Source organism: Tunturibacter gelidoferens (genome assembly GCF_040358255.1).
Lineage (GTDB): Bacteria > Acidobacteriota > Terriglobia > Terriglobales > Acidobacteriaceae > Edaphobacter > Edaphobacter gelidiferens.
On record NZ_CP132938.1, the window covers coordinates 4,894,198 to 4,916,709 of the forward strand.

Here is a 22,512-nt window from a genome sequence, read left to right on the forward strand (position 1 = left end):
TCCCTCCTCAGCAACGCTCCAATTCGTGATAAATATCCCGAAGATAGGGTTTGTCGCCCACGACAGTGCCGTCAAGCTCCGACCAAGCATGGGATCGGAAGGGCATCATCTGCGCGCCGACTACCATCTCAGCATTCCATCCGTATCGCCTCAGCAGCAATACTGTGACTGCAGTCCGTTGAAGACACAGGACGTGCTTTGGATAGAACACGCAGGCCATGTCTATCGCGTGGCAGATTCCTTCAACGGTAAGTCCTCGTCTTTTCTCATTGCCTTCAACTTTGCTGCGCAGAACGAGTTCGCGGATTGAATTGAGCTTCCCGAATAACATCAATAGCTCTAATCGAATTAGGAGCAGATGACTCTCAACCAGGAGGCTTCTCATATGGAGCCCCCGATAGGAATTTCAATATCTAGCTCTGTACAGAGAAACCTGATCCTGCGTGTCAGAGCCTCGATCCTCGTTGACAGCGGCATAACCGGGGAATGGCCCCGTTCGGGGCTATAGTCCACAACGATGGGATTTGTCTGAGATATCCGATCTTGCAGACGAGCGGCCATTTTTCGGACGTGTGTTGGATCGCACTGCATGTCTTTATCGCCACAAACAAATAGTGCCGCGGGATAGTTCACGTCATCACGGACGTGATGGTAGGGAGAATAGCCATAAAGTGCGGCGAAGTCTGCTGCATCTGCAGTCGTGCCGTATTCTCCAGCCCATTTATTGGCGTCACCAAATGACTCATAACGTAACATGTCAAGAATGGGCGAGAGGGACAGCACGGCCTTGAAAAGATCGGGCCTTTGCGTCATGGCAGTCCCTACAAGAAGGCCGGAGTTCGACCCACCGAAGATAGCGAGCCTCCGAGGAGTTGTTACGCCCCGCGCGCAAAGCCACTCGGCGGCACAAATGAAATCATCGAACGCTATTTGGCGATTACGTCCACGGGCCGCGGTATGCCAGGGTTCTCCGAACTCGCCGCCGCCACGGATATTTGATACCGCAAATACCGCGCCAAGTTCGAGCATGATCGTGACCAAAGCAGAAAATCGCGGTGTGGTGCACGTTCCAAATCCTCCGTAGGCTGTAAGAATCGTCGGCTTGGCAACTCTCGCGTCTATGTCGCCCAGCGTGAGAAGGGATATTGGTATGCGTGTTCCATCGAGAGAGGGATACGAAATCCTCTCAATATGATATCGATCGCTAGATGCAGCAGCTGTGCGCTGTGCTGAGGCAATGTAATGACGTGTTTCGCTCTTGTACTCCAAGATCGCGGGAGGCTGCGTAAAGGATTCGTACGAACAGAACAAGGTATCACTCACCCCGGAATACGCGGGCAAAAGAGCAAAGGAGCCGTCTTTCATGGCTTCCATGGTGCCCAAGAAATGGCCTCCCAACGTCCAGACATGGATCAGCTCTTCCAGCTCGGAGATATATGTGACATAGACTGAGTCTCTGACGAAACGCAGATTGCGAATCTGTGTCTTCCACTCGGGAACGACAATCTGGCCTTCGCTTCCGTCCTCATTCAACTCAACGATCCGGCCGTTTGGCGCACCATGGAGCGAGTGAACGAAGGTACGTCCATTTCTCAAGAAAGGCCCATAAGCGGGCTCCTTGTCATCGAAGATTCTCTTCCATTGCACATCTTTAGATCGCAACGTGCGATAGAAATCTATCTTCAAATCAGTTCCCCGTTCCCGAAGGCAAACGGCCCCCAGATTCTGGTTATCCGAGATCAGCACTAACCTACTGCGATACGTACGGTCCGCACAAAAGATTGGCAGGTCTGTGTGACTGGAATGCCCCAAAATATGATGTCTGATCTCATGGGGAGACCGATCTCGCATTTGCGTCGGTGATTCATGGCAGTAGCAAAAGCCCGCATTGTCGGAGTCAAAGACGAACCCGCGGGGGTATCCCGCCTGCAACTGATCTTCAAAGACATTTCCCGTTGCGACATCCATAATGTGGATCGTTTCGTTCCGCTCGCCACCATGCTTGAGTGAGTACGCCAACAACGAGCCATCGTCTGAGATGCGGTGAATTGCTACAGATGCGAACGGTCCCTGTGCTGATGGATCAACCAAAACCCGTTCTCTGTCAGCCCCTACTGCCCGAACCCAGATACAGGGTTGTTCTTGGTTCTTTTCCCGGCGGCGATAGAAGTAGTTGTCGCCGATCTTTGCAGGCTGATCTATGGTTTCGACGTTCAGATACCTATTGACTCGAGAGCGTATTTCGTCAGCCGGGCAAGCTTCGGCGAAATAAGCATCATGTTGAAGTTGCTGATCGGCAATCCACTCTTCGGTTGGGGCAGAGTTGCGATCTTCGAGCCAGCGGTAATGATCGACGACAGTAACGCCATGGAGGACCTCTGTTACTGGTTTCGGTCTGAGACCGTTCAATGGCATAGCCCCTCCATGAGTTCCGGTGCTTGCGCCGCACGATCCATGTGTCGCGCAAGGCTACGGCTGTAGCTCTGAAAGTGAAGGTCATACCGGCGGGGCGACTGGAGCCAGTCTCCTCTTCCATAGAGATATGAGACGATCGTAAGAAGAGGAGCAAGTGCGAAAGCTCTATCGAGCTTCGCTTCGCATGCGGTATCAGGCCATTGCGCCTTATAAAAGGCTTTCAGCTGATGAATCCAGGTACAGGCCTCTCCATTGGACCTCACGGCCCCCACGAATAGTTGTTGACAGGTCAAGAACGGGTTCCCCACACAGGCCTCGGCCCAATCGATAAAGACGCACCGCGAACCGTCGAAGAGGATGTTGCCGAGATTGACGTCATTGAGAATGAGGGAGTCAGGAATGCCCAGCTCGTGCATCTCCGAGCAAGCGTCGTGGAGAATGCTGCCTAGCTCTCTCAGCCGATTTCGGTGAAGACGAGGAACGTTCAAGGAAGTCTGTTGTTCCATCGACTCTTCGAGATAGTCAATCAACTCACTCAGATGTGTCCGGAGAACTGGGATTCTGCCGTCGAAGCAGCCCACGGCGAGCAATTGACCCACCCGAAATGTGCTTTGCCTCTGCAATTTTGCCAAAGCACGTATGGCTTCTTGGAGTACGCGTTGCGTCAAGCAGTTGCAAAGTGGCTGCCCTGCCTCCTCCGTCACCCAGGCATTCCAATCCTCGCGTGCTGCCACCATCGGGGGGAGAGAATCTGGGAAGTATTCGGCGAGCGTCGTCGTGACCGCATACTCGTGCCTGTTTGGCATACCTGTTGCTTTCAGCCAATAAGCTGGACCCTCTTGGGTGCCAAAGCGAACGAGTGCGAAGTTAGCTGAAGCATTGAGTTGCAGGATGTCCTCGCTAAATTCGACTACATGATGGCGCACGCTCTCCCGGATCCAATGCTGCGCTTCATCAATCCACCCGAGCCTCGAAAAGGGTCTGCCGCCTCGCCTGTTGCCCGCAAGGATGCTTCGCACTGTGAGATGCTCCGTTGCCGTCAGTTCCTGGCGGTCAAAGTCATCGACCGGCACCGTTATGAATCCATTGGCGAACGATATACAGCTATGCCTGCTAACTTCGGCCACTGCGCATGGAACCGTTGACTCCTCTTTTGAAAGGATGTCGATGATGACCGATTTGATATTCCACTTCGCCTGGACCGCTTCGTTGAGCCGCTCAGCGGGTCTTGTCCACTTGGGAATGTTGATGCGGGGCAATCGGAGAGCTTTGCCGTGACGCTCTGCTAATACCATTCGTGAGAATGGCATGACAAGTATGACCCGATATCGTTCCTGGTCGTCGAGTTGATTAGAGAACGTCATCATCGCACCACCGGTTTTACTGCTTAGCCGTTCGGTTCAGTCATGCAAGAGATGTTTCGACATCAACTGCTCGAGGAATGCATCTACGTCCCGTTCCACAATGTGAGGGTCAGTGTTGGTCTCCATGGAGAGCTCTCGAACAATCTCCTCGACGGCCTTGCCTCGTTGAAGCTTGTCCCAGATATAGCCGCCTGTAGCATTCAGCGTCACCATCTGGTTACGGGGGATATCGAGAATGACTGCTCCGTCTTGATTGACAATGAAGCGAAGATGGGATGCGAATGAAGACATATCAAGACCTCGAGCAATCGTGAAATCCGTCACCTATGGAGTTCTAGCTTCCATAGGTGAGAGCCGGGGGCCGCGTGCCCTGCGAGTGTGTTCGAGGATGCACCGCTTCATGTCACATAACAAGGTCCGGATGGCCCATTATTATCGTCGTACGCCTGTCCCATGGGCCCCCCTATCTCCCAATCCCTATGCGCCGCTGTCAGTTACTCTGTCGATGCTTCGTCCTTCAAGAAGAGACAGCTCAGCTACCCGGCTTGCCAGTTCGGTGCGATTGGTCACCCCCAACCGCTCGAAGAGATCGCTCAGAATTCGCTTTACGGTTCGGGAACTGAGAAACAACGCATTCGCAATGTCATCGTTCGTCTGACCTCTTGCCAGCATTGCCAATAATTTCATCTCTCGCCGCGCAATCGGATGGTTGGCCGTGTCAGCGGAAATGCGAGAAGCATTTTCTCTCAGACGAGAAGGGTAGGCCATTTGTTGTGAGGCGAGTACCTCTAGGAATGTACCGGCACCACAGAGGATGAGCTTGGGCTTGCATCGTTCAATCTCCTCCCGCACCTCCTTCATTTCGTAGCTAGGGAGGTAGATGATTTCCATCCGGTCGGAGCACATCATCATGAGCCGTGCATCTTCGGAATCACAGGCAAACAACAATGCGCGTGTCCGAGGTTCTACCCGTTTTACTGCGCCTCCGTGGCGGTCCTCTCTTCCTAGATTGGGCTCGCCTTGGCCCCTTAAGTGCCGAGTTGCTGGTTTCATCTCTAAAATTCCCCTCGCCCGCGACAGGCGATATCTTGATCGGCCGAAACCGAGAGCGGTCAGGAGCAGAATAAGAACGGATTTCAGGAGTGCAAGAAGTTTAATAAAGTGTAGCGAATCCGCTACTGCCATTCACGCTAAGACTGATGCGTGTTCGTGCTTGCTCAATGTCTTGCGCATCCCCTAAGAGCTGAAAGCCACAGACCTATCATTTGAGGCTTTGTTAGCCGTAGCGAATCCGCGACGGGGATTGAGCCCGTTCGACGCCTAGGCAGGATGGGGCTTGAATTTGGACACGTCGATCTTGAGAACCTTAACTCTTGCAGAAAGGGTCGACGGCGGTAGACGGAGGATCGTCGCCGCGCCGGATGGGCCAGAGACACGACCCTGTCCCTCTGCCAATGCGCGCTCAATCAGCTTCCGTTCATGATTCGCCATCTCCCGTCGCAGAGAACCGAGGGGCGCGTCCTTGGTGGGCCGCGTGCTGAATAACAGCTCTTCCTCGACCGAGAAGACCTCGCCCGCCGTAACAATTGCGGATGTATCAATGACGTTTCGCAATTGACGTACGTTCCCCGGCCAATCGTAGGAACGCAGCAATTCCATAGCGCGCTTTTCGACACTTCGAATTATTTTTCCGTGCCTGGCGGCAGAAAGGTTGATGAAGTGGGTTACCAGCATCTGGATATCGTCCCTGCGCTCGCGCAGAGGTGCCACTTCGATAGGAAAGCCATTGAGCCGATAAAAGAGGTCGGGACGGAGTTCGCCCGCTCGCATGGCTCCCTGAAGATCGCGATTCGTCGCGGCGATAACACGCACATCCGAGAGGATCGACTTCCCTCCCCCCAGCCGCTCGAATCTGTGGTCCTCGAGGACGCGCAGCAGCATCGCTTGCATCTCAATCGAGATCTCAGCGATTTCGTCCAGGAAAAGTGTACCCCCTGAGGCCAATTCGAATTGACCTATGCGCTGTCGATAGGCGCCGGTGAACGCCCCTCTTTCGTGACCGAAGAGCTCTGTAGCCATGAGAGTTGCAGGTATTGCAGCGCAATTGATACTGCGGAAAACCATACGTCCGCGCTTCGACTTTTTATGGATTGCCTGAGCGATGAGCTCTTTACCGGTGCCCGTCTCGCCGGTAATGAGGACGGTAGCATCAGTAGAAGCGACCTGCTCGACCCGGTTCAGCGTACGCTGGAACGCAGAAGAAGCGCCGATCATCTGCTCGAACTTGTTCCTCTGGATGACAGCTAGCCCGCTCTGCAGAGCGAGGTTGAGTTCCTGCAACGAGGTCTCTTCACGGCGAAGCTTCTCTTGCAACGCTCTATTTTCCCCGATCATCCACTTCCCCGCACTCGGATTCTTTGTTAGACCTTTGGCGAACGGTAGGCTTGGCCTCAACCAGCCGAACCTACCCGTAATGTGAAGGGGAATTGGTGGCGAGGGAAAATCTAACGAATGATTCGACTTTGTTGCTTATCCGAAATAGGAGCAAGAAGAAGCTAGTCAAGTAATCGAGTTATCCAACGTTTATGGCACTGAACACGCATTAAAGAATCTATCGACGTAAAAATTATCCTGTTTCTCCTAAGCAACAACCTTGGGGAAGCCGTCGGACTTTGCGCTTTCGGTCTCTAGTCTCCGCGCAGCGCACATCGCGCTGAAAAAGGAGATTACTCAATGAGCCGAAATACACCTCGCAAACTTATTTGCGCCTTGACTCTCGCTTTACTAGTGGGCCCAGTCACCCGGGCCTTCGCTCAATCGCCAACAACGACTACACCGCCGCCTCCCCCTCCGACTGTGGTGACTGGAACAGATCCGGAACCTGGTGACCCGGATGTGGTTCACATAATCCTCATCCTTTTTCATCTAGCATAAGATTGCAGTAGATCGAAATGTTGATTTCGGCGCCCACAATAGGAGATCGCAAATGCAACTGACAGGCTTCGATCTTCTGTTTTGGGCGGCCGGATTTTATAGCCACATAGTGCTTTTACTTGTGCTGACCACTCGTCGTCGCGCCTCGGAATTTCCTTTTTTCACCACGCTTATCGCATCAAATGTTCTTAGAACGGCAACGCTCTACTTGATCATTCATCATGGAACCAAGCATGAATACTTCTACACTTACTGGGGCCTTGCTGTCGTCGATATGGCATTGCAGTTCTGCGTGGTGTACGAGATGGCGTCGCATGTATTCCGGCCGCTCGGGCGATGGGCGCCTGACGTTCGAAAGAGCTTTGTCTGGATGTTAATCGGAAGCATTGCCATTGCGTCAGCTCTGACCTGCCTGGCAAAGCCAGATACCCACATATGGGTAAGGTCTCTTGTAATAAGGGGGAATTTCTTCTCGTCAGCACTGATGAGCGAATTGTTCGTGGGCATGATCGCCCTTTCGGTTACCGTGGGGTTGCCCTGGAAGACGCACGTTGCAAGAATTTCGCAAGGTCTGGGTGTTTACTCGATTATTGGCGTACTAACCGAGGCTGGACATAATCACTTTGGCACCCATTCGCAGATATTCACAACGTTATCCCACCTTAGAATAACGACCTACCTTATTTGCGTTTGGTATTGGATTATCATGCTCTGGCGCAACGCACCTGCAGCGAGAGAGCTTCCCGAAGAAATGCGTATACATCTGTTTACTTTGCAAAGAATGGTGGAATACGATCTTCGGGAACTCAAGAATTGGAGAAAAAGGTGAATATGCGTACGACCTGCTTTCTCGGCGGTCTCGCTATCTTCTTAGTCGCTCTGGTCGTGATTGCGGCCTATTACTATTTTCGTCATCGCCGCAGACAACGATTTCCATATGGAGATTGGGAAAGTCTGCTGAAGCGGCTGACATTGGTTGATCGTGATGCTATCGCGCTGATTGCGCTCGACCTCATCGATGAATCCGGCCGGCGAAGGACAGAGGAAGATGATTCGGCTTTGGAACCATCTCGGATATTTACTCTCATCGGAGGGCTCGAAGGACTCAAGGTCTTGGAGCGCAATTGCGCTGTGCTGGTCGATCTCGCCTTCTACGTCCAACAGTGGTACCCGGAGGCGCTGGCTGTCGCAGAGCATCTCCGTCTTAACACAAGAGAAATCGAGTGGCATGTGAGTCGCCTTAAGGGCGCAGCGCGCACTGGGAAGCTCGAGACAGCCTTCGCCGATTCCGCTCAACGCGCGATTGCGACCTACTATATGATGACTCGTCGAGTTCTCGCTCTGTACGAAAATGGGAATCTACCAGGCGTGGAGGACCTGCAAAGAGCGCTCTAGCGCCATAGAAAACACTGTCGAGACGGTCCTCTAGCACTCGTGCCGGTTTCTGAGTTCAATCCACGCTTCTCTGTCGCATCGAATCCGCCGATCAAGCGACGCGCCGCGTAAAGACCCCAGCGACCATACCCACCACTTCTATCTCTTTCCTGTATTTCCATCGCTTGTTGGTTTCATATGACAAATTGTGTGGCACAAGCGTCAACCATTCCGCTTTCTTGTCCACTTCGCAAAAGCCACAAACATAACCGGTCCTGGTGAACAGGAAGTAGATCGGCCTGTCGAACTCATTGTTCCAATCCTTCCTGCCGGCGATAGCTCGTTTCTGTATATCAATCAATACAATCGAGCCGGCTCGAATCATTGGCTCCATCGTTCGATCCCGGCGACCAATGACGCCGCGTCGATAGTGGCTGGGCAGTGTTGTCTGGTCGGATGGAAGAAGAAACGTATCTTCGGGTGGTTGATCGGTCACTAAGGTATCTGGTAGCCAGAGTCTTGCATGGTGCTCTAATGGTCCTTGTAGCAGAAGCTGAGTGGAATTCGGACTGGAGATTTGTTCGAGCTGCGCCGGACTCTCGCTCGGCCCTTGGCAAAGGCCCAGCATTTGATCAGGAGTAAGACCGTATATATACGCCAAAACGATCAGTTTTGCGGCTGACAATTCACGATTTTCACGTTCTACCCGATCGAGCCAGCTGGCGGAGATTTTGAACGAAGGATTGCCCCACTGCTGCGCAAGAAGATTACTTCGTTCTTCGACTTCTCGTAAGGTGAGGCCCCACCTAGCCCGGGCCGCATGAAGTTGAGCGCCTATGCCCTCCATCATTCGCTCTCCAGAAATAGTCGTGGGAACCGATTACATCTCGAAATTCGATGCACAGACAGTCGCCAATACATGCCGCTCTTCGGAAGAGATCTCCAACACGGACGGCGCGAAATATAGGTGTTCACAAACTCTGCTCCTTGAGCTATCAGTAAGAAGCCGAACGGCTGCCTGCCTGCGACCGTCTATCGTTATCTGAAAGGGTTGCTACTGGGAGAGGATTGCATTCAAAAGCGATCTGCACCATTCTCCTAGCTTTGGCAGGGGGTGCTTCCGGTTAGCATAACATCCATTCTGTTCGACTGCTTGGTCTGCATACCGTCTTGAACGACGCGCTTTGTGGCGAGTAGAGATCCGGGATTCGACTCCAGAGCCAACTACCGCTCGGACTTCACAAGCGAAGAGTCCATCTCTTCGTCGATTTTGCGAACCGAGGTTTATAGGATCTATGATTCAGCTTCGGGAAGGTCGACTAGCGGTCTCAACCTTCACATGAATGCCTAGTCGCTTACTCGGGTATATGTGTTAATCCAGTTCGTCTCCCAGGTGTTGCCGCCGTCAGCGGAGTACGCCTGCTCCGAGTGGACTTCCGTCGCGGAGACCGGCCAGATCGTGAAGCGGACGAGAATGTTGCGCCCGTGAAAGAGTTCGCTGTCGTAGAATTCACCGCGTCCGTCGTTGAATCCACCAACAGCAGGAACGCTGAGCACAGCCGAGTCACTGGTTGCGAAGCTGATGTTCCACTGTTGCGCGCGCGGATCGTAGAGGCGTAGCGCGAGAAGTTCGAGGTGCCCGGAAGGACCATCTGCCTCGACGGTGGCAAGGTTGGCGCGACCGTTCCAGACTTTATTGTTGACCGTGGTTCCTTTCATCTCTGTCCATTCCGAAGAACCAGACAGCGGATGCACGAGTCGTCGAATCTCCATCTTCCAAGTGCCAAAGTCGAAATCGAAATCATGCTGGCTGCCTCTGGCGGGGGATTGCGCGGGCGCGTCCGCGCCGGCGGGCTGTGTGCTGGGACGTCCAGGCTGCGGCTGGCCCCATTTCGCATCGCCAGTTCGGGTCTGGTCGGTAATCCAGTTGACCTCCCAGCTCTTGCCTCCATCGGGCGAGAAAGCTTGCTCGAAGTGCGGCCTGCCGGAGTTCATGCGCGACCAGTCAAAGCGAATAAGGGTCGCCTTCCCGTTAATCGTATCCGTGGTGTAGAAATCGCCATGACCGTCCCGGAACTCTCCGATCTGAGGAGGGTCGAGTCGACCGATGCGGCTGTTGGCCCAGTAAAGCCGCCACTGGCGCGCCTCCCGGTCGTAGAGACGGAGGGTAAGACCCTCGATATGACTTCCGTCCGCGCTGTCGAGTTCTACCGTGTCGAGTTGCGCGCGGCCGCCCCACACTTTATAGCAAGCGCCGGTGCCAGCCATGTCCATCCAGTCAGGGTTGCTAGTTAGCGGATGCTGCATGCGACGCAAGCGAAACGTGAAATTCCCCAAGACAGAATCGAAGTCATGCGCGCCGTCGTGCGCCGCGGGTGGAGCTGGAACCGCGATAAGCGTCGTGGCCTGTTGGGCCTGAGCGCCGCACCACGCGAACAGGAGGATCGAAAGCAGGAGAGCGAATCGCATCGTGTTCTTCAAGAACAAATAAAGTCGCGCGTCGCAGGCTCAGGCGCGCCGTAGGTAATAGTGAGCCTTCCGCTGGTAATCTGAAAGAGCCACTTTTTATGCAACTTGCGATACCAATCTCACGCAAAGGTGATCCGCTGTTTCGGCAGGTATACAGCGGTGTACGTCAGGCGATCCTAAGCGGAGCGCTCCGCTCCGGCGAGCGTCTTCCCTCGACCAGAGATCTCGCCGAGCAGCTCGGCCTCTCGCGAACAGTGGTCCTGCTCGCCTACGACCACCTACTCGCGGAGGGATTCGTTACCGGACAAGCGGGTGCAGGCACCTTCGTCTCCGCCGGGATGTCACGCAACGTGGCTCCGGGCACCCGCGGCCTCGCGCGCATGCAGTTATCACGCTTCGGAAAAGTTGTGAGCGAATCGATTGCGATGGTGAACACCCCACTGCCCCGTCCCAAAGCTCCGCGCTACAACTTCATCTACGGCCGCAGTGACCTGACCACGTTTCCCTTCGCCGTCTGGCGTCGGCTGCTTGCGCGGCAGGCGCGCGAGGGATCGACAAAGCAGTTCGACTACGGATCGGCCTTAGGCAATGCAGAACTGCGTGCGGCCATCTGCGCACACCTGCGCCGTTCGCGTGCGGTAGTGTGCGAGCCGGAAGAGGTGATCATCGTCAACGGATCGCAGCAGGCACTCGATCTGGTGATCCGCGTTCTGGTCGATCCCGGCGACACGGTTGCGCTCGAAGACCCCCACTACGACGGCATCCGTGGGGCATTGCGCGCAGCAGGAGCGCGGCTGCGCGGAGTTCCTGTAGATCGCGAAGGTCTCGATCCGGCGCGGCTACCCGACGATGCCCGCTTGATCTTAGTCACACCCTCGCACCAGTTTCCAACCGGCGCGATCCTTTCGCTGGAGCGAAGGCTGGCGCTGCTCGACTGGGCGCGGCGCGAAAACGCCGTGATCGTCGAAGACGACTACGATGGCGAGTTCCACTATGCAGGCCGTCCTGTGGAATCGCTGCAGGGCCTCGACCGCGAAGGGCGCATCGTGTACATCGGAACGTTCTCGCGAACGGTCTTCCCCTCCATGCGCATCGGCTACGTCATCGCGCCAACGTCGCTGGTTCCGGCACTCACCTCGGCAAAATGGGTGAGCGATCTGCACTCGGCATCGCTCGAGCAGCAAACCCTAGCGAACTTTATCGCGGGCGGCATGTATGAGCGTCATCTACGGCGATTGAGGAAGAAGAACACAGCGCGTCGATCAGCGCTGCTGGAATCTGTCGCGAACTATCTGGGGGATCGCGTGGAGGTAACGGGCGATGGTGCAGGAGCGCAAGTGGTGCTGTGGCCGCGCAAAAAGGTGGTGGAGCAAGAAGTCGTCGAAGCGGCGGCACTAAGGGGTGTCGGAATCTACGGAATGGCGCACTGTTGGCTTGGCCGGCCAGCGCGTCCTGCCTTCATCCTCGGCTACGCATGCCTCAGTGAGCAGGAGATTCGAGAAGGAATCCGGTTCTTGGCGTCGATCCTCTAGCTTATGCGATTTGTGAGCTCGCTGATAACGCGACAATTTCCGGGAATTGACATAGTGAGCCACAGCGTGTCGCTACCAATCTTCAGTCGCTCAGCGATTCTACAGACAGGCGGCGTTGGCAGATCAGTGAGTCCGGAGAAGTCGGCGAGTGTCCCGGAATTTCATAGAGGAGGATCTGGATAATCGGACACTGGCGCGTCTCCCGGTACTAATTTTCAGCTGGTCTTCTAACCATCTGTTGCCAATCCGCCATGGCAATCTCTACTACCTGCGTGAGAGTCTTTCGCGAAGCGCCATCTCGTGACTGCAGGGCGAGGCCGTGAAGGACGGTCGAGAAGTACGCTGTCACGGCTGTAAGGGGTGCTGTTGTTGGGACGTCGCCATCGTGTTGCCCCTTTTTCAGGCGATCTAGAATGGATTGCGTTATCTGGCGGCGTATCGCTAAGAGGTGCTCCTGCACGGTCTTGCTCTCCACTGGGCAATTGGTGGCTCCCAGAATCAGTAAGCAGCCTCCAGGCGAATCTGGCGCGGAATACGCATCCACGGCGGCCTGCAACATCGCATGGACTGCTTCACGAGTACTGTCCCCCGTTGCAAGGGCAGCCGTCGTACTGAAGCCTGCCGTTTGGCGGTAAAGCTCGACTGCCTCTTGGAACAACTGCTCTTTACTTCCAAACGCCGCATAGAGGCTCGCCTGCGTAATGCCCAATTCCGCGCGTAAATCCGCCATCGAAATGGCGTCGTAACCGCGCGACCAAAAGAGTCGCATCGCTTTCTCTAGCGCCTGGTCTCGATCGAATTCACGGGGTCGACCCCGATTGCGTCTGGAACATTCTGGATTATTTGTAGATCGAATGGTCTTTATATTTGCATTTTTGCGGTCCGCCATGTATGTATTTATAGACCAGTCGATCTGAAAATGGAAGGCTGGCCAATTAATTCCCTCGAATCAGGAGCACATCATGAGCCTCAACAACCGCAGTTCGATATCGTTTCCGCCAGTCTTCGAGACCCGCGAGATAGAAACCAATGGCGTAACCATCCATACGCGTGTGGGCGGTCAAGGACCTGCAGTAGTCATGCTGCACGGCTTTGGCACAACAGGCGATATGTGGATCCCGATGGCCTCCGCACTCGTAGGCGGCCATACCGTCATCGTGCCGGATTTACGCGGACTCGGACTGTCCTCCAGGGCGTCGGGAGGATACGACAAGAAGACGCAAAGCCACGATGTGGCAGGCGTGATGGATGCTCTGGGCGTGTCTCGCGCCGATTTCGTGACGCACGATATCGGGAACATGGTCGGTTACGCGTTCGCCGCTACGTCCTCAGACCGCGTTAGCCATTTCATCCCCATCGACGCCCCTCTTCCCGGAGTCGGTCCCTGGGAACAGATTGTGCAGGATCCCCGCATGTGGCAATTCGGTTTTGGGGGCCCTGACATGGAGCGACTCGTCGCCGGCCGAGAACGCATCTATCTCGACCGTTTCTGGAATGAGTTCTCCCTCCACCCCGAGCGATTCGATGAAGCGAAGCGCCAGCACTACGCAGAACTCTATGCATTGCCCGGTGCGATTCGCGCAGGCTTCGCACAGTTCGCCGCTTTCGGACAGGACGCGCTCGATAGCAAGACCTATCTCGCCAAGGGCAAACTTACCATGCCTGTTCTCGCCATCGGCGGCGAAGCAGCGTTCGGAACTATGATGGCGACAGTGATGCGTGTAGCTGCAACGGATGTGCAGGAGGCAATCGTCCCAGACTCCGGTCATTGGATTATGGAGGAGAATCCAGTCGCAACCACCAAACTCGTTGCTGACTTCCTGAAATCGTGAGGTCGGTGTGGTTGTTCACTTCGTAACCCCGGTTTGCGGCTTCTCATTATCGATCAGCCAAGCGCCTCGAAATTAGGTCTCATCGACTCGCCACGAGCGACCACAGGATCTTCCAAAGCGGTTCCAGCGTTTGACGAATTCTGAGGCATACCTCCGAACCCAGCGCATGATGGTCGTATGGGCAAGACTCAGCACGCGCTCAGCCATCATCTCGACCAGGTCCCGGAAGCTGAGCTTGTAGCGCAGGTACCAGCGAACGCACAGGATGATCACCTCGCGGTCAAAGTGCCGCCCTGCAAACAACTCTTCGATGCTGCTCAGTTTGCTCATCGCTGGTCCTCAACTCTCCGAAAGACCAATGTACCCGACCGAAGTCCGCTATTTGCACCAGAGCCGGCTGGACCAGGGCCATTGTTTTTGCATCCAAATTGGATCCTTTGGACCTAGTGGGGGAGATCGCTGACGCTCTGCAAATTGTCAGCGTAGGTTTCGGTATTCTGCTTCGGCTCGTTTGAGAATGGGGCAGTCGGTATCAGCGTTCTTCCAGAGCGCAAAGAACTTTTCGTATTGGACTCGGGCCTTCGCGAATTCTCCCGCGAGAGCATAGGATCGAGCCAGACCGATGTGACTCAAGACGAAAACAGGATCGCCGATCATGATGCCGGGATGAGCGAGGATCTTTTCAAACTCTTTAGCTGCCTCTGATCCTTTGTGGGCCGCCAAAAACGCCTCGCCACTGAAGAAGACGGGGTATAGAGAGCCGAAGTATGCGGTTTGGCTGCTTCGCGGCGACCCCATTTCATAGGGGACGCTGGCCTGCAGCGCGGCGAACGCCTTTGAGGAGTCGCCATGTTGCACAGCCACGGCGGCCCGGATGACCGGGAGATAGCTGAACCTGACTGAGGTGTCCTCTGGATAGCGCTTCTCCAGATCATTTGCAAGCGTGTCTGCCTGCTTCAACTCTCCCGCAAGAGCCAGCGCAAGAGCCGCGCCATAATTCACCTCACGGTTGCCGGCCAGAGTCAACGCCTCTGTGGCAGTTCGTTTCGCCTCGATCGACTCCTCAAAAAATGCTTCCCAAAGAGCTGCCCTGACTTCGAACACGGCTGCCTGCTCGCGTCTACCTCCTTGGAGCGCCAATGCGACCGCATGCAGCGACAGGTTGACTGCATTCTTGAGGTGCCCCTCCGATGCCTCCGCAAAGGCCTGACGATCCAGGATCCGATCCTCCAACTCAGGGTGAGCTTGCGCTGTCTCAACCTCACGCCTCATTCCTGTTCGATCACCCATGATGTAGGCAAGGTCGAAGCGGAGTGTCGCCATCCGCGCCTGATCGATATTGCGCTGCGCTGCCACGTGGAGCGCAGTCTCTGCGTCTTGAAGGTTGTTGAGATACAACGAGTCGTAACCCAGCAGGTAATATCCAACACCGTCGTCCGGGTTGAGCTGGACGACCCTTCGTGCCTCTTCAGATGCACCTGTGTAGTTGGCTAGTACGAGGTCGACGAATCCAGCAAGAAAGGCATGAGGGAGAAACTCGAGCGGGTATGTTCGGATCCACTCGTTGCAGACCTGCTGCGCCTTTTCCTGATTTCCAGTCGCTCGTCCGAAGTAGTAGGCGGTAATAAAAAACCGTTCCTTGTCGCTGGCCCGGTCGCGAAGCTGATATGCCCGTACGACATTCTCGGTGGCCAGTTCCGAAGACCCAGACGAGCCGTACATCAACCCTAGTGAGGCGTAAGCCATTGCGAAGCTCGGGTCAATCTCCACGGCACGCAGAAAGAATGGTATGGCAGGCTCGCCTCCCTGCAAAGCCTCTACCCTCCAGCCGAGGCTATAAGCCTTCAGGGCCTCAAGCGATGGCGTGGTCGCTTCGGCGAGCGGGGTATCCTGCTTTACAAGCGGGGCGGTTGATGCGCCCACTCTGGCGCGAAAGCCGCGCGCCATTTTGGTGACCGCGGCCAGAATGTCTTCCTTCTGCGTAACCTGGGCCTGCTCGTCGTCGATGTTCTCTCCGGTGCGGCAGTTGACTGAGTGGAGGTTCAGTACATAGTCGCTGCCGAAATGTTTGATGGAGCCCTCCAGGACGGCGGAACCGCCGGTACGCTCGCAAACCTCCCGAGCGGTTTGCCCCTGAAGACGAGAGTCGAGTGGCTGCCTCATGAGGCCCAGCACCTGCCGGATGCTCTGGTCGGAGATCAGGCTGAGCGAAGGCGACTGTTCCAGCTGCACCTCCATGCCCCGGCGCAGAGTGTCGTCGAATATGGGATCTCCGGTGGTATTCACGAAATCGGCCACCAGGATGGAACGCTTCTCGCCCGGATTTGTAGGCCGGCGATCCCGAACTAGAAAGAATGCGCCTACTATCAGCAGCACAACCATCGCTGCGATGGAGAACAGGGCTTTCCGACTCGCCCGTGGCTTTTGTGGAGGCGGGAACGCCACGGGTACCCCGGCCGTTTCAACTTCGTTCTCCTCAATCAGAATGTGCGTGTGTGTCCGTGCATGCGCCACGATGACATCGCCTGGATGAGTCAAAGTGCGAACCGGTGCGGCAAATCGATAGCCGCGACCCGGTAGCGTCACAATATATTGGCGATCCTTCGCGGTGTCTCCCAGAGCCTTACGCAGCAGAAAGATGTTCTGGCTCAGGTTCGATTCCTCAACAAACGAGTCAGGCCAAACCTCCTTCAGGAGGTCTTCCTTGGAGACCACGTCCCGGCTATGGCGGACCAGTGCAAGCAGCGTTTCGAATGCCTTCGGAGTAAGCGGAATGAGGTTGTTCTCCCGGAGCAGCGTCTGCTTGATGGGGTCCATGCGGAACGGCCCGAACTCATAGACGATCCTGGGTTCCGTAGTCATAGGTAAAAACCAAACGAAGGAAGAGCCCATTCCGTCAGGGGACTTAGACGTAATCGCAATCTAGCACAGAAGCACTTTGAGTCTCGTTGAAACACCACGACTTGGTGCCTGTCGATCCGATATAAGACGTTTCCTTTGTTGCCTCAAAGCAACGATTGAACTTCATTGAGAAATATTGAACCGCATACTGAAGACTTTTTAGGGCCTTTCGCGCAGGATGCGGTCAGTCGAAGCCGCTGCAGGAGCGATGGAGATCGGAGTATGCCGTGGTGAAAACAACCAGGATCACGATTGAGACCGAAAGCCTACAGGTCGTTTATAAAGGCAAAACCTCCATGGCATGGTGCTCCACTTGCGTCGCTGAAGTGGAAGTGGTAACGCTCACGGGCGGCGGTCTTGGCAATGAAATACCGTCGGCTGTCTTAGGCGGCTGGATCGCAGCCGGCATGCTCCATCTTCAGAGTCTCGACGGAGAGCTCGCTCAGATCTGCCTTAAGTCGTTGCTGCAGTGCTTCGAATCCGAAGATGCTCGCTCACATCCAGGCCCGAATCTAATTGTCCCGTAAACAGGAGAAGAAAGATGAAATTCATAATATTCGCATCCAAGTGGCCGTGTCTCGCACGGCTGAGTCTGGTCCTGGCCACACTGGCAGTTCCGGTTTGCGCACAGGCACAATTCACGGAAACCCTGAGGTACACCATCATTGACCTGGGTCCAGTGGGCCCGTCGTCGTCGCAAGGCCAGCCATTTACGATTAATCGCAGAGGAATGGTCAGCGGCGAGACGGTACTGGCCAACCCCGGCAACACAGGCGAATGGGTATCGCAAGCTGTCCTTTGGACGGGAATCAGCACAAAGGTGATTGGGACCCCCGGGCTGGGAGGGCCAAACAGCGTTGCCTTCGGTGTGAACAACGCGGGGCAAGCAGTAGGGCAAGCCGACACGCAAACCTCGGATCCGAACGGCGAAGACTTCTGCGGATCCACAGCGCTTGGTCTCACCCACAGCGGCAACACCTGCGTACCCTTTTTGTGGCAAGACGGCACAATGGTCGCGCTCCCGAGGCTGCGGAACAGCGGCGGCGCGGAGGGCAGCAATGGCACCGTCGCACAGATTAACAACTTCGGCATAGCAGCCGGAACGGCGGAAAATGGCGATTCCGACTCCACGTGCCCTGGCGCTCCCATTTCCGCGCAGAGCATCCAGTTCAAGCCAGTGATCTGGTTCAAGCCAGTCCCATGGTCCGAGGTGCGCATTCAAGAGCTATCCACCGTTGAAGGCGACCCCGACGGCATCGCATTGGCAATCAATGATCGCGGGCAGGCTGTCGGCGCCAGCGGACATTGCGGACCGTTCAATGTGCTTGAGCAGAACAATCTAGTGCCGCTGCATGCTCTCCTTTGGGAATACGGCAAAGCCATCGACCTTGGAAATCTGGGCGGAGACGGAAAGTTTGCTGGCATCTACGCTGCTGGCCTCAACAATCATGGGCAGGTCGTAGGAGTATCTGACACCACCGGCGACCAAAGCTTTCATGCGTTTCTTTGGGAGCAAGGGCGTATCACCGATCTCGGAACTCTTACAGGTGACTCGTACAGCGTCGGCATCGCGATCGGCAACAACGGCCTCGCGCTTGGAGTGTCCCTCAACTCTGGCTTTAGCCCGCGAGCTGTGCTCTGGCGCGACGGAACCGCAATCGACCTGAATACGCTCGTTCCGCAAGACTCCGCTTTGCGCCTGGAGTCCGCATGCTCCATCAACGAGAGAGGCGAGATCATCGGATTTGCGGCTTTGAAGAGCAATCCCAATGAATCTCACGCTTACATTGCGAAGCCAATCAGGGATTTCGAGGACAGAGACTAAGCCACGCAGAGTCGAACAGAGGAGGCAGGGTTCAGCGCGGCTTCCGCGTCTCGCTCAACCAGGCAGACGCGGAAGCCGCGCTGATCCCCCTCCCTGAGCATTGTCGTTTGAGCGCGCGGGCGCTCATCCCTTGAGCAGGATCTCATTCCTCGCTTGGTCATAAAACCGTTATCAAACTTTCTTCAACTTGTCCCCGCGCAGTGGATTCTCAACTGGCGATAACAGATGGGATGAGTGGGCCGGTCTCCAGCGGGATGCGTTATGCTCCCAAGTTATCGACGCGCATGAAGCGCGGGAGACAAGGAGACCGGCGATGAAGAAGCTTACCACTACGATGATGCAGGAGACACTCAACAAGCAGGACCGACACCTGACCGTCGGTCTGGATCTGGGCGACAGGTCGAGCTTTTATTGCGTGCTCGATGAAGCAGGTGAGGTCCTGATGGAGCAGAGGTTGAGCACGACGCCCAATGCGATAAAAGAGATCTTTGGAGCGATGCCTCGGAGCCGTATCGCACTGGAGACCGGAACGCATTCACCGTGGGTAAGCCGGTTGCTTAGCGAACTCGGTCATGAAGCGATCGTGGCGCACGCGCGCAGCGTGCGACTGATCGGGGAGAGCAGGCGCAAGGATGATCGGATCGACGCCAGAACGCTTGCTCGACTGGTACGGATAGATCCACAGTTGTTGTGTCCAGTGAAGCATCGAAGCGCTGAGGCCCAGGCGGACCTGACGGTGATCCGGGCAGCCGCTCTGGTGCGTACACGGACGATGTTGGTCAACGCGGCGCGCGGCCTGACGAGAGACCTCGAATCTACGTCGCTCGATCTTATTTATGTTCTGAAACTTGCATATTCGGTAGAGCTCTGCGAAGGACCAAAAGGTCCAATAACAGAATGGCGAGCCGCTGCTTACAAGATCAGTTGCCAATACCCTACATCTATCCATTCGTCAAATTTTCGACCGGCTTCCTTGAAGTGAGCGGCCTTTTCAAATCCAAATTCCTCATGGAGAGCGACACTCGCTTCATTCGGAAGCGCGATACCGCCGATTACGCAATTCGGTCAGGAGCGCATCATACAGGTGCGAGCAGGAGCAGCACGCCGAAGGGCTATCCTTTAGGAATCGTGTTGCAAGCCTTCCAGAGCTGTCATCGTTTTGTTAAGGATTTGATAGGGGGACAAATGACAACGCAAGAGCATCTCCACCGCAAGCGTGAGAGTCATGGACTGCTCCCAGGACAGTGCCTGCCACATAAGTTCCTGATTCGTCCGGAGTTCCTCGCGTGTCATAAATCTGCCCTCCTGCCGACCTCAGTTTGGTGATACTTAGTGTGAAGTTGGCCCTCATCAGCCGTGTGCAAGAGAGCGTAATTGCAAGCCATCTTCCATGCCGGTCGCTCCCCAGCATCGACCATCGATGAGTTCTACGGACTTTTTCCGTGTCTATTAGTAAGAACTGGCATGGAACGAATTTATTCCGCGTTGAGGGAATAAATCTTTCTCCCCGCAGTTTGCTCGCTAGGAGAATTTATTCATGAACGCTACATATCGGTCGAACTCCGCCGGCACATGCTGCCTCTCTGAAATGCCGATCCTTCGAGCGAGGAAGGTTAATGCGGAGCCGCCAAAACCTCCGATTCCGGTGCCACTGGTCTCGGAAGTTCCCCTTGTGGGGGGAATAAGCACGGCGCCTCAGATATGCAATGGCTGTAAAGAATCCAAGATATTGGCTGTCGCGGGGAGAATAGCTCAATCGGTTTCACATGACCTCCGCAATCACTTGACTGCCATTTATTCCAATGTCGAATTCATGAGTGAATCCAGGACCACTGACGTGGAGCGAGAAGAACTTCGGGAGGAGGTACGCGCAGTGATCCAGGACATGACCGGCATGCTCGATTCTCTTCTGCTCCTTGCAAAGACGGGCCAACCGCCATATCCCCGTTTGGGATCTCTAAACGAAGTAGTGGAGCATGCGGCTTGCATGGTACGTGCCCATCCCGACGCAAGAGATGTCGACGTTGTGATTCAGAATGTAGCTCCTGTTGCCTGCTGGATGGATAGCACAAAACTTGGCAGCGCTGTTTATAACCTATTGCTTAATGCCTGCCAGGCAGCGCGGCTCGGACTCGCTCCGAGAAGGGTTGAAGTCACGCTTGCTGAGGACCACCGGCTTGTTCATATTCGGGTGGTTGACAGTGGCCGCGGAGTGCCTGCCTCCATTCGAAAAACGCTATTTCAGCCTTTTGTAAGTACCGATAAAATCAATGGAATCGGTCTTGGCCTTTCGATAGTAGATCGCACCGCGAGAGAGCATGGAGGCTATGCAGATTTGGAAGAGTCCGGCCAAGGGCGGACGGTCTTTGGTTTGCATATTTCAAAGTATGCGTTAGAGAATCTGACTCCAAGATCGCAGCCGTGAACTCGACTTGAAACGAAAGGCGCAGTTTAAATCAGGCGCGTTCTTTTTCGATAAGTCAAACGGAAGCTCTTCTGCGAGGAGTTCTGATCGATGGACGCGTCTCTCATAGCCCGCTGTCCTCTTTCTGCTTCGGCAACTCGAGCATCCTTCTCGCGCATTTCGATGGGACGAACCAAGCCGCTCGCGAGTGGTTTACAGGGGGGGCGCGACCGAGCAACTCGCAGAGTGCCTTCCGAGCCCTGGCTAGACGTGACATAACGGTTCCAATTGGGATTGACAATATTTCGGCGATCTCCCGATAGGACGCCTCTTCAACATCACAAAGCAAAATGACTTCTCGATGGGTGGCTGACAGTTGCTCGATTGCGCTTCGAACCGCGTCGATGTCGAAATGCTCGATCAGCAGTGACTCGGGAGTGTCGGAAGTTGCCGGGAGCGCCCAGGAATTTTTCTCCATGTCTATAGGAATAGTCGTGCGGTGTTCCTGCTTCGAACACGCTGTTAGAAAAGTGTTCTTCAGGATTTTGAACATCCATGCCTGGAAATTGCTGCCAGGCTCAAACGATGCGAAGCTGCGTAAGGCCTTTAGATAAGTCTCTTGGACCAGATCCTCGGCATCGTGCTGATTGTGCGCCAGCCAGCGCGCGAAATTGTAAAGGGAATGCGACAAGGGCATGGCCAACTGTTCAAATCCTGCTAACGCCTGATCGCCCTGCAACGATAGAGTCCCGAATGGAATCTCGCCTTCTGGAGTACATTGAATTTGTCTCATTTGCCTTCTCCAGCTTCAGTTTGAGAACCGGTGATAGGCGAGTCTGACGTGCCGAAGGTCAGAGTGCAATTCACTGGCGCTTTTCTCTCTATAGTCAGTTCATCCCCGACTAACAATTGATGGTCAACGAGTTAGCTCCGTGCGTATTCTTCGCGCCCATCGCCGTTCGAGGGTCACGGCATGCCAGTGGAAGATAGAGAAGCGTTTGTGGGTTGTGAGGCTTCGCCAATTCGCTGGAAACGATAGGGATGACCCAGCAGGGGCTCAAGCCACGGATCGCTCCAAAACTGTGCGGAGTGAAGGAGTTTCAGCTTTCGCCGCGCACGTCACGCGAGGGAACGGCTGCAAGTTGCCTGTACGTCGCACGTCTGCTCTGGGCTGGGCACAAGCCAAGCGTGCAAATGCATCATTCGTCGTATCTTCTATGCGAGTGTTTGGTCTATGTAGTTTGCGGGCTGCCTTCGAGGCAAGCATAACGAGCAGGTAACGGTTTGAAACGCATGTCGTAGCGCTAAAGATTAACTCAGAACGCATCGATCTCCCCATCAGTTTTGAAACTGGTTATAGGCCAATCTGACCGTGCCGAAGATCAGACTGCAATTCACCAAGGGTTTTCTTCGCATATCCGGCTCATTTCCATCTAAACATTTTATAATCAATGATTTATGA

At 55.0% G+C, this 22,512-nt stretch carries 18 protein-coding genes and 2 pseudogenes; 7 read left to right on the plus strand and 13 right to left on the minus strand.

Features of this window, described 5'->3' with window-relative positions; translation table 11 throughout:
• Positions 1-7: 7 nt before the first annotated feature.
• The 6 genes from RBB81_RS21165 to RBB81_RS21190 form a co-directional block, all read right to left on the minus strand.
• Complete coding sequence (locus RBB81_RS21165; RefSeq protein WP_353072016.1) at positions 8-385, minus strand: lasso peptide biosynthesis B2 protein; 378 nt, start codon at positions 383-385, stop codon at positions 8-10.
• Positions 382-2,415, minus strand: coding sequence for a prolyl oligopeptidase family serine peptidase (locus RBB81_RS21170; RefSeq protein ID WP_353072017.1), 2,034 nt, complete (start codon positions 2,413-2,415; stop codon positions 382-384). The genes RBB81_RS21165 and RBB81_RS21170 overlap by 4 nt, the downstream gene beginning before the upstream one ends.
• A complete protein-coding gene (locus RBB81_RS21175) occupies positions 2,406-3,782 on the minus strand; it encodes a phosphotransferase (RefSeq protein WP_353072018.1) in 1,377 nt (458 codons plus the stop codon). Before RBB81_RS21175 ends, RBB81_RS21170 begins: the two co-directional genes overlap by 10 nt.
• Before the next feature lie 33 nt (positions 3,783-3,815).
• The gene (locus RBB81_RS21180) at positions 3,816-4,070 is read right to left on the minus strand and encodes a PqqD family protein (protein WP_353072019.1); all 255 of its coding nucleotides are present in this window, start codon (positions 4,068-4,070) and stop codon (positions 3,816-3,818) included.
• Positions 4,071-4,256: 186 nt separating this feature from the next.
• Complete coding sequence (locus RBB81_RS21185) at positions 4,257-4,670, minus strand: helix-turn-helix domain-containing protein (protein ID WP_353072020.1); 414 nt, start codon at positions 4,668-4,670, stop codon at positions 4,257-4,259.
• Positions 4,671-5,099: 429 nt separating this feature from the next.
• Entirely contained in the window at positions 5,100-6,119 is a 1,020-nt protein-coding gene (locus tag RBB81_RS21190; RefSeq protein WP_353072021.1) for a sigma-54 interaction domain-containing protein, read from the minus strand.
• Between the two features lie 646 nt (positions 6,120-6,765).
• Between RBB81_RS21190 and RBB81_RS21195 the strand changes: the two genes are divergently transcribed.
• Both RBB81_RS21195 and RBB81_RS21200 read left to right on the plus strand, forming a co-directional pair.
• The gene (locus RBB81_RS21195; RefSeq protein WP_353072022.1) at positions 6,766-7,542 is read left to right on the plus strand and encodes a hypothetical protein; all 777 of its coding nucleotides are present in this window, start codon (positions 6,766-6,768) and stop codon (positions 7,540-7,542) included.
• A 2-nt stretch (positions 7,543-7,544) separates the two neighbouring features.
• Positions 7,545-8,108, plus strand: coding sequence for a hypothetical protein (locus tag RBB81_RS21200; protein WP_353072023.1), 564 nt, complete (start codon positions 7,545-7,547; stop codon positions 8,106-8,108).
• A gap of 91 nt (positions 8,109-8,199) precedes the next feature.
• Here the strand turns inward: RBB81_RS21200 and RBB81_RS21205 are convergent, their stop codons facing one another.
• On the minus strand, positions 8,200-8,937 hold the full coding sequence (locus tag RBB81_RS21205; RefSeq protein WP_353072024.1) for a helix-turn-helix domain-containing protein: 738 nt from the start codon (positions 8,935-8,937) through the stop codon (positions 8,200-8,202).
• 497 nt (positions 8,938-9,434) lie between these two features.
• Positions 9,435-10,556 (minus strand): hypothetical protein, encoded by a 1,122-nt coding sequence (locus RBB81_RS21210; protein WP_353072025.1) that lies wholly within the window; start codon positions 10,554-10,556, stop codon positions 9,435-9,437.
• Positions 10,557-10,654: 98 nt separating this feature from the next.
• Between RBB81_RS21210 and RBB81_RS21215 the strand changes: the two genes are divergently transcribed.
• On the plus strand, positions 10,655-12,088 hold the full coding sequence (locus tag RBB81_RS21215; protein ID WP_353072026.1) for a PLP-dependent aminotransferase family protein: 1,434 nt from the start codon (positions 10,655-10,657) through the stop codon (positions 12,086-12,088).
• A gap of 208 nt (positions 12,089-12,296) precedes the next feature.
• On the opposite strand, the gene RBB81_RS21220 is transcribed toward RBB81_RS21215, so the two are convergent.
• Positions 12,297-12,857: a TetR/AcrR family transcriptional regulator gene (locus tag RBB81_RS21220; RefSeq protein ID WP_353072027.1), complete on the minus strand. Its 561-nt coding sequence runs from the start codon at positions 12,855-12,857 to the stop codon at positions 12,297-12,299.
• 193 nt (positions 12,858-13,050) lie between these two features.
• Between RBB81_RS21220 and RBB81_RS21225 the strand changes: the two genes are divergently transcribed.
• Positions 13,051-13,920 (plus strand): alpha/beta fold hydrolase, encoded by an 870-nt coding sequence (locus RBB81_RS21225; protein WP_353072028.1) that lies wholly within the window; start codon positions 13,051-13,053, stop codon positions 13,918-13,920.
• 75 nt (positions 13,921-13,995) lie between these two features.
• Here the strand turns inward: RBB81_RS21225 and RBB81_RS21230 are convergent.
• Both RBB81_RS21230 and RBB81_RS21235 read right to left on the minus strand, forming a co-directional pair.
• A pseudogene (locus tag RBB81_RS21230) lies at positions 13,996-14,250 on the minus strand (IS6 family transposase); the annotation flags it as partial.
• A gap of 147 nt (positions 14,251-14,397) precedes the next feature.
• A complete protein-coding gene (locus tag RBB81_RS21235; protein WP_353072029.1) occupies positions 14,398-16,782 on the minus strand; it encodes a winged helix-turn-helix domain-containing protein in 2,385 nt (794 codons plus the stop codon).
• A 580-nt stretch (positions 16,783-17,362) separates the two neighbouring features.
• On the opposite strand from RBB81_RS21235, the gene RBB81_RS21240 reads away from it, so the two are divergent.
• Together RBB81_RS21240 and RBB81_RS21245 are read left to right on the plus strand one after the other, a co-directional pair.
• A complete protein-coding gene (locus tag RBB81_RS21240; protein ID WP_353072030.1) occupies positions 17,363-18,646 on the plus strand; it encodes a hypothetical protein in 1,284 nt (427 codons plus the stop codon).
• A 334-nt stretch (positions 18,647-18,980) separates the two neighbouring features.
• Complete coding sequence (locus RBB81_RS21245) at positions 18,981-19,628, plus strand: IS110 family transposase (protein ID WP_353072031.1); 648 nt, start codon at positions 18,981-18,983, stop codon at positions 19,626-19,628.
• An 8-nt stretch (positions 19,629-19,636) separates the two neighbouring features.
• Here RBB81_RS21245 and RBB81_RS21250 read toward each other — a convergent pair.
• A pseudogene (locus tag RBB81_RS21250) lies at positions 19,637-19,699 on the minus strand (phosphinothricin acetyltransferase); the annotation flags it as partial.
• Positions 19,700-20,183: 484 nt separating this feature from the next.
• Between RBB81_RS21250 and RBB81_RS21255 the strand changes: the two are divergent.
• Positions 20,184-21,071, plus strand: a complete 888-nt coding sequence (locus RBB81_RS21255) for a HAMP domain-containing sensor histidine kinase (protein WP_353072032.1) — start codon at positions 20,184-20,186, stop codon at positions 21,069-21,071.
• Positions 21,072-21,174: 103 nt separating this feature from the next.
• Here RBB81_RS21255 and RBB81_RS21260 read toward each other — a convergent pair whose 3' ends face one another.
• On the minus strand, positions 21,175-21,843 hold the full coding sequence (locus RBB81_RS21260) for a sigma-70 family RNA polymerase sigma factor (RefSeq protein ID WP_353072033.1): 669 nt from the start codon (positions 21,841-21,843) through the stop codon (positions 21,175-21,177).
• Between the last annotated feature and the right edge of the window lie 669 nt (positions 21,844-22,512).

Bases quoted from the DNA above. Each gene is read 5' to 3' on its own strand.
- RBB81_RS21235 (WP_353072029.1), bottom strand. From the start codon at position 16,782: ATGACTACGGAACCCAGGATCGTCTATGAGTTCGGGCCGTTCCGCATG.
- RBB81_RS21200 (WP_353072023.1), top strand. From the start codon at position 7,545: ATGCGTACGACCTGCTTTCTCGGCGGTCTCGCTATCTTCTTAGTCGCT.
- RBB81_RS21255 (WP_353072032.1), top strand. From the start codon at position 20,184: ATGAACGCTACATATCGGTCGAACTCCGCCGGCACATGCTGCCTCTCT.
- RBB81_RS21205 (WP_353072024.1), bottom strand. From the start codon at position 8,937: ATGATGGAGGGCATAGGCGCTCAACTTCATGCGGCCCGGGCTAGGTGG.
- RBB81_RS21195 (WP_353072022.1), top strand. From the start codon at position 6,766: ATGCAACTGACAGGCTTCGATCTTCTGTTTTGGGCGGCCGGATTTTAT.
- RBB81_RS21180 (WP_353072019.1), bottom strand. From the start codon at position 4,070: ATGTCTTCATTCGCATCCCATCTTCGCTTCATTGTCAATCAAGACGGA.
- RBB81_RS21210 (WP_353072025.1), bottom strand. From the start codon at position 10,556: ATGCGATTCGCTCTCCTGCTTTCGATCCTCCTGTTCGCGTGGTGCGGC.
- RBB81_RS21215 (WP_353072026.1), top strand. From the start codon at position 10,655: ATGCAACTTGCGATACCAATCTCACGCAAAGGTGATCCGCTGTTTCGG.
- RBB81_RS21245 (WP_353072031.1), top strand. From the start codon at position 18,981: ATGATGCAGGAGACACTCAACAAGCAGGACCGACACCTGACCGTCGGT.
- RBB81_RS21165 (WP_353072016.1), bottom strand. From the start codon at position 385: ATGAGAAGCCTCCTGGTTGAGAGTCATCTGCTCCTAATTCGATTAGAG.
- RBB81_RS21175 (WP_353072018.1), bottom strand. From the start codon at position 3,782: ATGATGACGTTCTCTAATCAACTCGACGACCAGGAACGATATCGGGTC.
- RBB81_RS21185 (WP_353072020.1), bottom strand. From the start codon at position 4,670: ATGGAAATCATCTACCTCCCTAGCTACGAAATGAAGGAGGTGCGGGAG.
- RBB81_RS21260 (WP_353072033.1), bottom strand. From the start codon at position 21,843: ATGAGACAAATTCAATGTACTCCAGAAGGCGAGATTCCATTCGGGACT.
- RBB81_RS21225 (WP_353072028.1), top strand. From the start codon at position 13,051: ATGAGCCTCAACAACCGCAGTTCGATATCGTTTCCGCCAGTCTTCGAG.
- RBB81_RS21170 (WP_353072017.1), bottom strand. From the start codon at position 2,415: ATGCCATTGAACGGTCTCAGACCGAAACCAGTAACAGAGGTCCTCCAT.
- RBB81_RS21220 (WP_353072027.1), bottom strand. From the start codon at position 12,857: ATGCGACTCTTTTGGTCGCGCGGTTACGACGCCATTTCGATGGCGGAT.
- RBB81_RS21240 (WP_353072030.1), top strand. From the start codon at position 17,363: ATGAAATTCATAATATTCGCATCCAAGTGGCCGTGTCTCGCACGGCTG.